Here is a 14,984-nt window from a genome sequence, read left to right as displayed (position 1 = left end):
GTTATCCCTCAATTATTTTAGTTTTCTGCTCAATTACGGCCCGCCAGTGCGCTGGCATCTGCTCGGTAATCAGATCTGCCTCCTCCAGCTCAAACAACTTGGCAAACGTAATTTCACCGATCTTGCTGGCATCTGCCAGCACATACGATTTTCCGGACAATTGATGCGCCCGTCTCTTAATCAAGGCTTCCTCCGGATCAGGAGTCGTATACCCCATCTCGGCATCCACCCCGTTGGTTCCAAGGAAACATTTATCAAAACGGAAGTTGTCCATATTTTGTAATGCAATACTCCCGATGACGGCTTTGGTATGGATTTTCATCATGCCACCGAGCAAATAACTTCGAATCCGCTTGCTAACCAGTGCTTCCACATGGGATAAACCATTGGTCACAACCGTTACGTCCTTGGCCTCAATATAAGGAATCATGGCCAGCGTCGTCGTACCTGCATCCAGATAGATACAATCGCCATTTTCGATCTCCTGAGCAGCCAAACGAGCAATCGTCACTTTTTGTTGGATGTTTTTGGATGTTTTCTCTTCCATGCCTGGTTCGAGCGTCTTCTCATTCATCAGCGCTGCCCCGCCATGGATGCGTTTCAGCATCTGACGGCTCTCCAAGTCAATTAAATCGCGTCTTATTGTTGATTCAGAAGCACCAAGAACGTCGACAAGTTCCTGTAATTTAACTATCCCTTGTTGATGTAAGCGCTCTATAATTGCAGCATATCGTTCTTCCGTCAGCATCTTCATTCCTCCAACTGCTTCTATAGTAACATAAATTCCGCAAAAAACAATCATTTTCATTCAAAATAATTTATAAACCTTCAAAAACTTGCATCTTTCGACTTTTGCACTCCATTATCTCCCATAATATTAACCAAAACGTTCACAATCATCCAATACTAAAATCCTATATCTGTGTCCCTGTGTCTTGCCTGGTCTATCCCATGCCTATTTACATCAAAAAATCCTGCAGCCGTTCATCGCATGCAGGATCATCACAGGCACTACTGGTTTATTCCCGGTTTGGGTTTAAGCCATTTTCCTTCTTCATTTATAAAAGCACCCTTGAAGCGCCCCATTTCGAGCTGTTCAATCAGCTTCAGCTCATCGGTAGCCAGAATCTCAGCGAGCTGTTCCGATGTGTAATAATCATTGGGGTCATAATCCAACCAGAGTGGAACCGCCGTATCATATAATTCCTTAATCATATTCTCAAGCGATTGTCTTCCCAGATCCTCCATATCCCTATAAAACTGCAGAGGATGAGACACCATATTTCGAAAAGACTTGTTCTCCAGGTTCATCCAAAGTGTATTACAAGCCTGTACACTCATATAATTTTGCTCGACATCGAAGAACTGAATATCTTCAATCTTCATGTATTTCTCCTGAAAAGCAACAATCTTGATTATGGGTACACCCCATTTCCGTGAAGCTTTTTTCAAATGGGCTCTAAACTGTTCGTAGGTCATTTCTTTCATCAACTTACACCTGCCTTTACATGTTCCATCCGACATTTTACAACAAAACCACGCAGAGTGTAAGTTCTCCTATAAAATAAACAAACCGCACAGCAGAAACTCACTGTACGGTTTGTAATATGGTTTGGAGATGGTTGGTTCAGCTGGGCACGCTGCTTTTTACCCAAGATGCTGTGAACTCCCGCTCATCGTAATCAAAAAATTGCTGTAAGATTGACTCCCGATCATCCAAAAACAATTGGTCGGCTATGGCTGACACCAGTTTGGGAACTGCGCTTTTGGTACCCGAGATGGCAGAAGCGGACAGACCACAGCTTGCAAGTGCAGAGTAATTGAAAACAAATAGCCCGTGCAGCTGTGACTCGCCTGCTTCACTTCGGCTCGTCATGGCAAATCCGGAAGTAAGGAAGGGATGTGCATCCACCAGCTCATTGCGCTGCTCAGCCGGCGCTTCATAACAATCCCCCCAACGAGCAATATGGTCTTCCACCAATTTGAGTTCAGGCCGCAATGCGGGATCACTTAGCAGCCCTGTACTAATCACCAGAAAATCAAAAGCAAATTTCCCCTTGGCTGTTGTCACTACAGCTCCATCCTCGTTTGCCTCCACACCGAGCCAGGGTGAATTCAAATGCAGTTCAAAACCCGGCCAGGCTGCTGCCCGGTTGAAGGTATCATTAGTTGGTGGTTGATTGTATTGAAAGAAATGCGAAATTACCGCATATTTATCAGCTTCCCGTAATGCATGAAAGCGCTCAATCATCCCGGATTGCTCCATCTGGCGTATGGGATTGACACTGGGAAGTTGCTCTCGCCGCACAAACACATGTGCTTCAGCAGCTCCTGCAGCAAGCGCAAAACTCGCATTATCAAAAGCGGAAGCCCCTCCCCCTAACACGGCAATTCTTTTGCCGCGCAATCGCTCAAAATCAATAGCCTCGGAAGTATGAGCATAAAGTTCTCTCGGCAGTCGTTCTGCAATCATGGGAGGTACGTGCCATTCTCCCCCTCCCTGTATGCCGGTAGCCAGTACGACCTTTCGCGCCAGCAATGTGCCGCAATTAACACCGGAGCCCTCCACATGAAGTCGGTGAAGCCCCTCAGATGCGGGTTCGATCAATTTTAGTTTTACTTCATTGATTACAGGCAGATTCAGCACGTCCCGATACCACCGCAAATAATTCATCCAATCCCCACGTGGAATCTTGTCCACCGTTTCCCAGCCTTCCAATCCAAACTGAGCTTCCCACCAGGAACGAAAGGTAAGGGATGGAATGCCCAAATCAATGGAAGTCAGATGTTTAGGAGTACGCAGGGTCGTCATACGGGCGTATGTTTCCCAGGGCCCCTCCAGTCCAGCTTTATTTTCGTCAATAACCAAAATGTTAGAAATCCGCTCACGCAGCAGGCCAAAAGCAGCTCCCAGGCCACTCTGTCCTCCTCCCACTATAATCACGTCATATACATGACCATCAGTATGTTCCGTGGAACGCACCCAGTTCGCGCCGCCATAGGCCAGATATGCGAGATCTTCTTTTACTCGTTGATTCAAAGCTTCCAGGCTCATGATCCTCAACCCCTTCAAGGTACACTAATCGATCTGATTCACTCTTAGCCAAACGTTAATTTGATGTCATATTCAACTTGTTTTTCCAGTGCTATCCCTGCATCTACGACATTAATATTAGCGTTAGTATATGGGTTCCCTTTGCTTTTTTGAATATGATGGTAGCTTTATTGTCATCCAATCTAAAAATAGCTAACATGCTTGTTGACCATTACGAAATACACCTGAAAAAACGTTGTCCGTAACTGAAAAATTAGATGATATCGTTCATGACCATGGCATGGAAATATAAAAAAAGACCCGGGTTATTGCTTCCGGATCTGTCTATTATTCATAAGCAGTAATCATTTTTTTGATGTTAGTGATCAATCAATTACTAATTATTAAAAAAATATATTCACTTTTTCTGAAGCTGTGCAATCGTTTCAGCAATCCCTTCTGCGAATGGCGTTGCCTTCACAGGACCAACATTGTGTTCATACTTCTGCCTGCTTAATACGAGAGGCTCCTTGGTTAGATATAGCATCTCTACGACTTCCTTCATGACCGGCACCCCTAGCCCAATCAGGGACAGTCCTATTTTCCCGAGTGCCATTACTGGTTTCGTCATACCCGCCGCTCTCTGTGCGATCCTAACTATCTCTTTGCCTGCAATAATGCCAGCTCCGGGTATATTCCAGTTCTGATTGTATGTGTTCTCCCTGCTTGCCAGCTCCACTATCATAACAGCTGCGTCAGGCAGATAGATGTATTCCCGTGGTATTTTCATATTGCCGATGAAAAAAGCCATTTTCCCATTGGCAATGGATTCAAGTGTTGATCCCAGATAAGAGGCTTCATTCGCTGTCGGACCATAATAATCAGGCAAACGTACAATCATGACTTGGGCTCTGGACCATCTGCTGCTGAATAACATCTGCTCGTAGGCGAGTCTTGTTTTTCCTTTTCGAGTATGTGGCTGCTTCGGATGTTCTTCTGTTACTTCGTTCATTTGCCTTCTCCCGTAAGGATAGATCCCATCAATGACCACGACTTTCAAACCAAGCTGTTCAGCTGCCTTCATAACGGATTCACCCAGTGGTAGGAGTCTGCTCTCCATCTCATGGTAAGGTACGTTGGCACAGTGGAACATCACATCCGTATTCTGGGAAGCAGCAACTATTTCATCCGAGTTAAATGCATCGCCCACAGCGAGCTGAAGATGATCTGGGAAACCCAGCTCTGCAGCAAGCTGTTCCAATTTGTGCCGTGAACGTCCATAGGCGATCGTTGCAATCCCCCGCTTAATCAATTCCTGTGTTATGGCTGAGCCTGTTCCGCCCGTTGCACCAATAACAATCGCCTTTTTCATCTCCATACATCCTCTCACCCATTTAGTTATTGATCAATTACTCACAACTCCTGAACACAATATAACGCATATTTAGTGATTGATCAATAACTTGTTTTGAAAAAGGGCATTTACCCTTCCTATCTCTCTTTGAGCTCAGGCATATCCAGTGCTATCGAGACATTGCATAACATGCCGATGGCCAGGAAAACCAACGTTCTTTGCTTCGCTTCGGCAATGCCGGCATGGGTAAAAGCATTCAAGACCATCGTTCTCACTTCACTAAAGCCTTTCTGCATCGCCTGACGAATCACATCTTCCTGAATGGTCTGAGCTTGCATCTGAAGCAGGATTTCACTTTGGTGCGATTCCAGAATCTGCTCGTATGCTTCAATCAATTCGCGCTCCAGTTGATCGGATGCTGCTGTCTCCACAACCTGTCGAAATGAATCAATGACTCGCGTCCATGATACTTCCAGTGCAGACAGGAGCAGGGCTTCTTTCGTCTTGAAAAAGCGGAAAATATACGGTTGCGAAATTTGTGCCCTCTCAGCCACTTGCGCTGTCGTTGCACGGTAATATCCGATTTCTGCAAATACATCAATTGCCGCTGAGATAATATCGTTCCGTCGATTAACTGAAGCTGTTGTATCTTTGGCCATGTCGTTTCACCTCTAACTGTAGTAATTAATTGATCAATAGCTTGAAGTATATAGGATAACATCTGTCTTTGTAAAATATAGCTCATTCTACTTTTTGAGTATGCCTGGGTTATAGCCATACATCTGACGGAATCGGCTGATAAAATAACTGCTGTTGACGTAGCCAACCCGCTGGGCTGCCTCGGTAACATTGACCTTGCCGCTATGAAGCAGCTCATACGCTTTCTCCATTCGCTTTTGAATGATGTAGGCATGAATGGAAATTCCGAACTGCTGCTTGAACGCACGCTTCAACTTGTGTTCATTCATCATGGCGGGTCGCACCAGATCCGGAATTGTAGGAGATTCGGCATAATTTTCATCCAGTATACGTTTGACTGTCGCGAGTCCTGCACGATCCGTTTCACTGAGCTTAACAGTTTGGAGAGCAGTCTGGTCTCTTCCCGTTAGTTCTCCTGCCACAATGGCAAGCAGCTCTGTCAGCTTGCCTTCCAGATAATACTCACGAATCTCGTCCATATATTTGCACTCCAACATCTCTTGAATCACGTGACGAGCCAAAGTAGGCATATCCATTCCCGCATGTGGAGATAGATCATTGAATTTGCTGATGGCACCTGTCTTACGTATCGCCTCCAGCAGGGGATCGTACCGGCCGGGATGGATATGTAGTCCCATTTGCACAACCCGCTGCCCCTTCTCAAACACATTAGACGCAGCAAAAGGTCCGGCGTCAAACACTCCAAAACTGTTTTCAAGAAACACATGACGACGCCCCGTATCGCGATTCCTCCACTGCTGCTGCCCTGACAAGTTGAATGCAAGCACCAATCCTCTCGTTTCATCCTGCTCGTCCACGATGATATCCCTGCAGGGAGTCATGTCGCAGAAGGACCAGGTGGCGTACGATCCGAGGGTCATCGACTGATACATTCCTTTTCCAACCTGCTCTGGCAGATAAAATGTTGACATGTACTTCCTCCTAATTCAGATATTCATGCTCCCGATTGAGGCAGCAAGGTTGTATGCATACGTGTAATCTGTAACTATCCGTATCCAATAACAAGCACTTTATTGACTTCCACACTATAAGGAGCATTCACACATGAAATCACACGACCATATCTATTACATTGCACTCAGTTATCATATCCCGAAACCTAAGCTCCACGATTATCACAATCACCTGCGTACTCATATCATTCCTGCTTATGAGCTCAAGATAGGCATATCCATCAATGCTTATAACATTTACACTCATAAGTTTACGACCGAGAAACATGGTGATTTTCCATCCTGGAATATGTTGCACGTTATTGAGCTCACGAATAAGGATCAGGCAGCAGCCTTCATGCAAGAACTGAATCAGCAGCAGCCCTTTCCGGAAGCTATCCCTGTGCGACAGGAACTGCTCATTAGCACACCTAACAGCAACTATCCCATTCAGACGCAACAAACCCGCAGACGCTGGCTTAAGCCGCTGCAGGTTGTGGAGCATGTCGATGTTCAGTTGGATCAACTGGATGCATTCCGCAAAATTATGATCCAGCGTAATGGGCCTGCGATGAACTTCATTTTGAGTGAACGAAAATGGTGCCACAGCTTCTATGCGCTGGAGACAGAAGAAGTGTGGCTTCACCACCCGGACTATCCGCTATGGAATCAGCTGCATATTATTGCGCTGTACCCCGAGGCTCCCTTTATGTATAAAAAGGATTTTGCCCAAGGTCTGGCCCAGGCTGCCCAAATCAGCTTCGATGATAATATGAACCAGCTGAAGCAGATCCGTACCATGCGATACAAGACAGTGAGTTCACTGATTCCTCATGTCGGCAGAGAATGAATGTTAAATCTGGCTGTATTCTACTTCTGATTATTGAGCATGACGTTCACCCATAAAAATAAATATTGCCCTTCTGTACAGCCGGGATATGCTTCCATATCTCGCTGTTTGAAACATGAATTTAACTCAAGTTCTTCACCTATTATAGTTGATAACCATTCTCATTTACAATATAATCTCAATATTTCTGTCTATAACAGGACATCCTACTGCATAGCATGATTACGAAGGAATTGAATTGATGTGCATATTTTTTCATATTGTTTTGGGTTGCAAAATAAAAAGAGGCATGATATATTAATTGAGCGATCAATGATTGACATATCAATTGTTGAGGCATCCATTATTTTTTATCAATATTGGCATCGTAAAAAGGCCACAATCGGATTGTGTGAACATAAGCCGTTGTTCATGTCCAGATTCACCCGGGAGGTCTAGTCATGACACGTATCGTTTCAAAAGAAGAGCAGATTATCAATCTGCTTAATGCACTTGGCAACAAAATCAGCCCGAAGTTCGAGCGGTGCACAGGAATCAGTTCATCTCGCTTTGAGATTTTGTATGAGTTGGACCAGGTCGACGAGATTAACCAATCGATGCTGCAAAAAATCATCAATATCGACAGTGCCGCCATCACCCGCCACTTGAAGCAGCTCGAAGCTGACGGCATGGTGAGCAGACGTAAAAATCCGGAAGATAACCGGGTCACCTTTGTTCGTCTGACCGATGATGGCCGGAAACATATTGAGGGTTACAAAGTAGAGAAGAAAAATTTCATTCATCAGATACTACATGATTTCAATGAAGATGAAATCCAGGACCTTGCGAGTTATCTGGAACGCATGCAGCACAATTTTTGATACCTTATATATAGAGGAGAGATCCACTGAATGAGTACCTTTCAAAGTACATTTCAAAAAACAAACGATTTTAACGAAATCACTTACGGCCGTCGTTCCGTTAAACTTTATGATCCAGAGGTAAAAATCAGCCGTGAAGAGATGACCGAGATTCTGGCTGAAGCTTCACGTGCCCCATCCTCCATCAACCTGCAGCCTTGGCGCTTCCTGGTTGTGGACACAGCTGAAGGTAAAGAGAAGCTTGCTCCTCTTGCCAGATTCAATCAGAATCAGGTGTTGACTTCTTCTGCAGTCATTGGTGTATTTGTTGACATGAACAACATCGAATACATGGAAGAAATTTTCAGTAAAGCGGTAGAGCTTGGTTATATGCCACAAGAAGTTAAAGATATGCAGCTGGGCAAAGTAATGCCTTATTATAATGTTATGCCGCAATCCGCTCTTCGCGATGTCAACCTGATTGATGCAGGTCTGGTTTCCATGCAATTAATGCTAGTAGCCCGTGCGCACGGTTATGATACAAACCCTATTGGCGGTTATGAAAAAGATCAAATCGCTGAAGCGTTCGGTATGGACAAAGAACGCTATCAACCAGTGATGCTGATCTCCATGGGTAAATCAGCCAAAGAGGGTCATCCATCCTACCGTCTGCCAGTTGATACGATTACAACTTGGGCATAATTGACGTATCACAATTTTCATTGAACTGTCTCACCATTAACTTTTGGCAACAATCAAACCATTCATATACATTACGGAGGTAAACACACATGATTATCATTCACGCACACCTGTCCATTAAACCGGATCAAGAGCAAGCATTCCTGGCAGCAGCCAAAGAACTCGTTGCAGCAACTCGCAATGAAGAAGGCAACATCAGCTATGTTCTGAACAAAAGCACTGAGCAAGAACATCAGTATACCATGATCGAATTGTGGAAAGACGAAGCGGCTACAGCTGCTCACAACGCAAGCGCTCATTTCCAAGGATTTGTTCAACAAGCTGCAGCATTCATGGCTGCACCGATGAACGTGGAAGTATTTGCTGGCGAAGCAGTTAAACACTAAGATAAGATTTCGGGGTCGTTAATGGAGATTATAAGCTCCATTGTGGCCTAATAAACAACAAGAAGCCGTCCCAAAGTCATTTGACTTTAGGAACGGCTTTTTTCTTGTAGAAGCTATCAGAGCTACTATATTTATCCCTCGACTTACTATTTGGTATACAAATACTTCATTAACTCACGGTTTTTCTGCGTGAACAATTCATTGTGAGAGGAAACCATCCCCTGCGTATTGGCATCTGGCGCTACATACAGTTTCGCTTTGTTGACAGCATTAGCTGCGTCCTGGAACGCTCCTGCAATCAAATGAAGCTTACCTTCATGGTGCAAAATATCCCCTGCTGCATAAATGCCTGGTACGGATGTTTCACTGTTTGAAGTTCCGGCGATCCAATGATCCTTCAGATCAATCTTAATGTGACTATTCACGAGCAATTCCTTATCACGTTCGTAACCATAATTAATTATGACTTCATCCACGGCCAGTTCAAGCGATGCTCCGTTCTCATTTCGTTTCAGCACCACGGTTTCAATCTTTTGATGGTCATCCGTGGCCACCAATTTCTCGATCGTTGTGTTCAGCAGACATTCAACAGCACTTCTCTCAAGCCGGGATATTTCAGCTTCATGGCCTTTCAGCGTATCTTTCCGATAGGTTAGATACACTTGTTTGGCAATGAGGGCGAGTTCGTTTGCCCAATCGATTGCAGCATTTCCCCCGCCTGAGATGAGAACCGTTTTGTCCTTAAACCGTGCCAGCGATTTGACTGTATAGTGCAAGTTCGTAACCTCGAATCGTTCCGCACCTTCAATCTCCAGTTTAATCGGCTTCAGGATCCCTCCTCCAATTGCCAAAATCACAGTTTTGGAATAGTGCAGCTCCTGCGACGCCGTGTGCAGTACGAAGTAGCCTCGTTCATCCTTGGTGATGGACGTGACCTTCTCCCCAAGAACCACCTCTGGCTGGAACGTTAGCCCTTGCTTCACCATCTGCTTGATCAACTGTGCACCGGGAAGGGGTTCCAATCCACCTACATCCCAGATCATCTTCTCTGGATACACATGTACCTTCCCGCCCAGATAAGACTGGAATTCAATAATTTTGGTCTTCATCTCACGCAAACCGCTATAAAAAGCAGAAAATAATCCCGCAGGTCCACCGCCAATAATCGTTACATCAAACAGTTCATGATCGGTCATTCTACTAGCGCCCCATTTCAGTATAAGAGTATTTTAAATAAGAGTTTTATTAATACCAATATAATAATGATTCTCATTATCAATACATACTATAGCAAGGACGCTTGAAAATGCGAATGCACAAATCACGAATTGGATATGGATTATTATTGAATTAGCCTTTATTCCAATTGGGGGTAAAAGCCGAGGGAGATACGCCAAACTTATTCTTAAAGACTCTGCTGAAATAGAGCGGGTTGGTATAACCAACACTGGTCGCTACATCACGGATAAGATAATTTCCTGTCTGCAGCAGTTCTCTGGCCCTTTCCATACGGTATTGAATGACATAGTCAATTGGGCGAAGTCCTGTATATTTGTAAAAATAATAAGAAAACCGTTTGGAACTCATTGCATGTAAGGCTGCTAACTCATTCAACGTCAGAGGGTTCATGTAATGTCCATGAATATAGGATACAGCTTCCCTAATCACCTGCTCACCCGGTGAATCTGCATGTTCCCGCTGCCGGTATCCTGTCAGAATCTGAACCATAATCCCCAGAAACAATTCCTTCACCCGGAGCTTTCCAATCCCATCTTGTGCATACGCATGTTCCTGCAGCAGCATTAACAACTCAACAACCCTCGGATCTGCACCAGCTTCCATTTTGAAATGTGAGGTATATGCCTGGTAACCGTAGTCCCCTATCATTCTGTCGAAACGATAAAAGAGCGTATAATATTCGAGCTCAGATTGACCAATGATCCGGGAGTCCAACTGCATGCCAGGAGCTGCATGAAATACCGTTCCGGGTTTTAAGTCGTATACCATACCATCCACCTCCATTCTGGCTTCTCCACGAATAACAAAAAGGAACCCATGGTGCATGGTTCTGAATTCACGCAGTATACTTTGGGGCTGCAAAACCAAACGATTCACGCTTTGTATTTCAAATGACTCTCTTGCAAACATTTCGGCTATTTCATCTATGTCCATCATGGCAATTGACCTCTTTCTGCAATTTCAAAGGTATATTCTATCACGAGATTCGAAAAAGTGGTGAATTCCTATGTTATGGTTGAGATTCAAAAGCAAAAAGCCATCTCTAGTCCAAAAGACAAAAGATAGCCTTAACGTAATTTGGTTAGAATGCCTCTTACGCTTGCGGGGTATGTATTTAATTGGGATTCAAATTGAAGATTCATTGCAAAGAAAGGGCAAATGGGATCATGCTCTGCGCAACTTCAAACTCTCTATGTGTTGATCCAATTTTGTTCATATTCACTTCAAATAACCATACTTTGCACAACGGGTCGATTCCGACATCAATCCCTAACTCACAAATTCGTTCCGATATATTGGCGGCAACATAATCTGCCATTCTCAATGCGAGCCGTTGAAGTGTGGCAAACATCGCTTCTTGCCTATCGGGATACTCATGCCTAGAGAGCCAGTCCCAGGTAGTAAACGCACGCAGAGATCCCGGATGGTTGACGACCTTATGGTCACTTTGTGTGGACAAAAAGGGAAATGCGGATATGAATGACCATTCTCCTTCTCCATTACGAACAAGATGAAGCCTTATATGGAAAGGCAGTCCATTCTGAGTTTCACTTCGAATAAACGTTTGAATAAGGTGACTGTTCTTCGCTGCGATCATCGTGATCAATTCGGTAAATTCCTTCTCACTCATTAGGCGGATATGCTGCTGATCCTTAACAGCGTAACCACCCCTTTCCCGCTGAACAATGAGTATGTCCTCGCCAAACGAGCCCAGAGAGGGCTTGATGACAGAGGTACCATGCATGTCTATAAAAGCCAAAACCTCGTCGCTGTGTTTCACTGCTTGATAAGGGATAAGATGATCCGATAACTCTGGATCCATTTGTATCATTTCATATATGTTTTTCTTGCTGAAGGAACCTCCTTTTCGTTCATCCGTGAAAGGTACATGTCTCAAGGCAGCGTAGACGTTACCAAAATCCGCATTCCCACGCTCCTTCAGTCGGTCATAGACCACATTCGGAAAAGGACAGTACCTTGCTTCCCACTCTTCATTCTGGTAGACGTATCCTTTAATAAACCGCCATTCCGCATGCACGTCTGTTGGGCCAAAATAATAGAACTCAGCATCATTCCACTTCGCCGCATAAGCGCAGGCAGCTGCGAGCGGTTTGTCTGCTGGGTCAGCGGTCAGCATGGCGACAACGGGACTTGGCACCATGCGACCTGCTCTGGCCACATATTGTGCATATGCAATCGCATTTGCAGCGCGCTCTCGTTCATGAAACCTCGTTTGAGGACTTATATTGGCTTCCAAAAACAATAACTTGCCATCGAGTGTCACGATAAAATCCATGCCTAGCTCATCAATCAGAAAGGAATACGAACGATTGATTTCCTCTGCCATACGAATCGACAGCCGTTCCATTTCTCGGATCTTCAGATCTGTGTCATCTGAGAGCAACTGTTGCAATACATTTCTCGCATCCGCGGTACGGCCGCCTTTGCTTAGATTGCTAATGACGGAATTCGGAGCCCCAATTCTAGGGTACACCTTGGTTGGCACCAACCCTCCTGTACCATTACGCTGAATATGTACTCGGAAGTCCACGACCTCCTGCATTTCATTAATTGAAGGAACATACGGCTGCATAATACATGGACCTTGTGCCAGAACATCCTGCAGATGCTTCTCCAGAGCAGAATAGTCCAGCTGACGCTCTGTAGCATGCTGACGGCATATGTAATTCTGATCATCTTTCTTCACAGTAAAAATGGAATTACCTCTACAGCCTTGATCGGGCTTGACTATAACCTCATGATGTTTATCCAAAAATGCCAGCAGTCCGTTCAGATCAAGCAGCCTCTCGGTTGGCACCATATGTTCTTGGAAATGAGTCTCCAGTTTCTGCTGAATCTCGTACTTGCCATGGATCAGAAATGTCGTAAAGGGAACTCTGCGGCGCAGCCAATTCTCGCTCTCAGGTCTACGCTCAACCGGATCAGGTGCTTCGTTCAAGATAACATCCGGCAGGGGCACCCTTTTCTCCATCCAGGAATCTCCTATCTGAAATTTGCCTTTGATGCTTTCCTGCTCCATATCAATACTGCTGGCGTCAAAGAAAAATACGTCCACGCCCTGCCTCCATCCCTCTGCAACAAGCTCGCTAATGCGTCTCTCGGGCAACGTATGCAGAGGGTCGTTTTTGCGATATACACCGATTAACAACGAACCACCTCATATCGAAAAATTCTAACGTCGATTATACAGGGCAGAGTTGAACATATTCTGAACATAGAAAGGGCGAGCATCCACGTTGGTGAATGCCCGCCCTAAACTTTTATATATCAGAAGTAGCTTCCTCTTCTAGATGGTGTTGCTGTTTGCCTCTGTTTTTCAATTAAATTTTCGCAATAAGGACAACTGTATGCGCAAACTTTTTTTGTCTACTTTATCCACAGCAGTTCGAGGCAGAGAATCGAGAATGTAGATCTTTGTTGGCCATTTATGTTGTGCTAGCCTAAGTTTACAAAACTCCCACAATTGTTCCATCTTCAGACTCGCCCCGTCACGTAGAACAATGCAAGCTACAAGTTCCTCCCCTTCACTGGGGAGAGGGATTCCGATAACCGCCACGTCCTTAACCTGTGCATGACCTACTAATACTTGTTCCACTTCAGGGCAGAACACATTGGAACCGTTGATGATGACCATATCCTTAAGACGATCTAATACATACAGATATCCCTCACCATCAAGACAACCAACATCCCCGGTGTGAATCCATCCATTTCTTTTAATTTCATTTGTGGTCTCTGGTTGACGCCAATACCCCAACATCGTTTGGGCTCCACGAACTACAATTTCGCCAGACTCATTTTCTGCTGCATCTTGTCCATCTTGAGTAACGATCCGTACCTGAAAAGCTTTTTCTCCTTGAGCAGTTAGGTCGTTAGGACGGCCTACTGATCGTAGAACCATTAGATTATCCATATGATGTACAGGTAGTAGTCGACTAATTGCCATACCACATTCTGCTTGGGAGTAGTTGTTGACGATCAATGCCTCTGTGAAATGTTCGACCGCTTTCTTAAGAGTCTCTGGTGATATGACTGATCCGCCACACCCAATGACTTTAAGACTTGGTAAATCCCTACCCGTAGCGATTACCTCATTGGTCAAGTCACGCAGCAATTGCCCGACCGTGCTTAGATGTGAGATTTGTTCGCGATCCACTGTCTCAACGATATGCTGGATATTAGCCGGATACTCATCAAGAAAGACCAGACAGCCTCCAGCAGCCATCGTCGCCCATAGTTGGAATTGGCCAACAAGGTGTGAAAGATTAAGTACCAACACTCGGCGATCTTTGTCATATCCAAAACCATTACTGGGTGTAAACTGGTTCCAAGCAGACATACCACGATGTGAATGCATTACTCCTTTGGGTCTGCCTGTTGTTCCTCCTGTATAAATCAATACAGCGATATCATCCAATTGATGGTCAATGGTCTCAGCAGGAATAGGTGCTAGATCCTGATGTAAAATAGCTGTCATCGAACTAGAAACTGAACTTTCTTCAGTAGAATAAAGGATTGGAGGTCTCGAGAGAGGTTTTACAGCGGAATATGCTGCATCAGCCGAAGAATTATCATGAACTAGGAATTTGGGTTCAGCGTCTTCAAGAATGGCTGCAATCTCTGGGACACTTAGTAATGGTGAAATCGCTGTTGGTATCGCACCCACTTCAACGGCTGCATAAAGGGAAACAACCAGTTGAGGATCTGGATCCCCGAGAAAAGCAAGACGATCTCCCGGCCGAAGACCATTAGCATAGAAGGCACGCCCAAGTTTTTCAACAAGATGATGCAGCTCACCATATGTGATAGAATGTCCATGCCGCCTAAGTGCAGGGGCATTAGAAAACAATCGTGCTGCCTCAGGTAGTCGTTCAAATAGAAACATGATACCTCCCCTTAATCTGGTA

The 14,984-nt window shown here is 44.8% G+C and carries 14 protein-coding genes; 4 read left to right on the top strand and 10 right to left on the bottom strand.

All coding sequences use genetic code 11. From position 1 onward, the window contains the following. Position 1: 1 nt before the first annotated feature. The 6 genes from MH144_RS20120 to MH144_RS20095 all read right to left on the bottom strand — a co-directional run bounded on the left by MH144_RS20120 (position 2) and on the right by MH144_RS20095 (position 6,019). Positions 2-748, bottom strand: coding sequence for a DeoR/GlpR family DNA-binding transcription regulator (locus MH144_RS20120; protein WP_239303556.1), 747 nt, complete (start codon positions 746-748; stop codon positions 2-4). Positions 749-1,011: 263 nt separating this feature from the next. After that, on the bottom strand, positions 1,012-1,452 hold the full coding sequence (locus tag MH144_RS20115; protein ID WP_239303554.1) for a hypothetical protein: 441 nt from the start codon (positions 1,450-1,452) through the stop codon (positions 1,012-1,014). A gap of 175 nt (positions 1,453-1,627) precedes the next feature. After that, positions 1,628-3,055, bottom strand: coding sequence for a flavin-containing monooxygenase (locus tag MH144_RS20110; protein ID WP_239303552.1), 1,428 nt, complete (start codon positions 3,053-3,055; stop codon positions 1,628-1,630). Between the two features lie 397 nt (positions 3,056-3,452). Further along, positions 3,453-4,406 carry an SDR family NAD(P)-dependent oxidoreductase gene (locus tag MH144_RS20105; RefSeq protein WP_239303550.1) on the bottom strand — a complete coding sequence of 318 codons (954 nt, stop codon included), beginning with the start codon at positions 4,404-4,406 and terminating at the stop codon, positions 3,453-3,455. Positions 4,407-4,525: 119 nt separating this feature from the next. Continuing rightward, on the bottom strand, positions 4,526-5,047 hold the full coding sequence (locus MH144_RS20100) for a TetR/AcrR family transcriptional regulator (protein WP_239303548.1): 522 nt from the start codon (positions 5,045-5,047) through the stop codon (positions 4,526-4,528). A gap of 87 nt (positions 5,048-5,134) precedes the next feature. Then, positions 5,135-6,019 carry a helix-turn-helix transcriptional regulator gene (locus tag MH144_RS20095; RefSeq protein ID WP_239303546.1) on the bottom strand — a complete coding sequence of 295 codons (885 nt, stop codon included), beginning with the start codon at positions 6,017-6,019 and terminating at the stop codon, positions 5,135-5,137. 133 nt (positions 6,020-6,152) lie between these two features. Between MH144_RS20095 and MH144_RS20090 the strand changes: the two genes are divergently transcribed. From MH144_RS20090 to MH144_RS20075, 4 genes are all read left to right on the top strand, one after another. Continuing rightward, a complete protein-coding gene (locus MH144_RS20090; RefSeq protein WP_239303545.1) occupies positions 6,153-6,890 on the top strand; it encodes a hypothetical protein in 738 nt (245 codons plus the stop codon). A gap of 440 nt (positions 6,891-7,330) precedes the next feature. Continuing rightward, positions 7,331-7,750, top strand: a complete 420-nt coding sequence (locus MH144_RS20085; protein WP_239303544.1) for a MarR family winged helix-turn-helix transcriptional regulator — start codon at positions 7,331-7,333, stop codon at positions 7,748-7,750. 30 nt (positions 7,751-7,780) lie between these two features. After that, the gene (locus MH144_RS20080; RefSeq protein WP_239303542.1) at positions 7,781-8,431 is read left to right on the top strand and encodes a nitroreductase family protein; all 651 of its coding nucleotides are present in this window, start codon (positions 7,781-7,783) and stop codon (positions 8,429-8,431) included. An 89-nt stretch (positions 8,432-8,520) separates the two neighbouring features. Continuing rightward, positions 8,521-8,817, top strand: a complete 297-nt coding sequence (locus MH144_RS20075) for a putative quinol monooxygenase (protein ID WP_127536506.1) — start codon at positions 8,521-8,523, stop codon at positions 8,815-8,817. Between the two features lie 146 nt (positions 8,818-8,963). Here the strand turns inward: MH144_RS20075 and MH144_RS20070 are convergent, their stop codons facing one another. The 4 genes from MH144_RS20070 to MH144_RS20055 form a co-directional block, all read right to left on the bottom strand. Beyond that, the gene (locus MH144_RS20070; RefSeq protein WP_239303540.1) at positions 8,964-10,013 is read right to left on the bottom strand and encodes an NAD(P)/FAD-dependent oxidoreductase; all 1,050 of its coding nucleotides are present in this window, start codon (positions 10,011-10,013) and stop codon (positions 8,964-8,966) included. A gap of 154 nt (positions 10,014-10,167) precedes the next feature. Next, positions 10,168-10,992, bottom strand: coding sequence for an AraC family transcriptional regulator (locus MH144_RS20065; RefSeq protein WP_239303538.1), 825 nt, complete (start codon positions 10,990-10,992; stop codon positions 10,168-10,170). A gap of 202 nt (positions 10,993-11,194) precedes the next feature. Beyond that, a complete protein-coding gene (locus tag MH144_RS20060) occupies positions 11,195-13,225 on the bottom strand; it encodes a YheC/YheD family protein (RefSeq protein ID WP_239303536.1) in 2,031 nt (676 codons plus the stop codon). Between the two features lie 168 nt (positions 13,226-13,393). Then, entirely contained in the window at positions 13,394-14,962 is a 1,569-nt protein-coding gene (locus tag MH144_RS20055; protein WP_239303534.1) for a class I adenylate-forming enzyme family protein, read from the bottom strand. Positions 14,963-14,984: the final 22 nt, after the last annotated feature.

This window comes from Paenibacillus sp. ACRRY (assembly GCF_022346995.1).
Classification (GTDB): domain Bacteria; phylum Bacillota; class Bacilli; order Paenibacillales; family Paenibacillaceae; genus Paenibacillus.
This window is presented reverse-complemented; position numbering and strand designations above follow the sequence as displayed.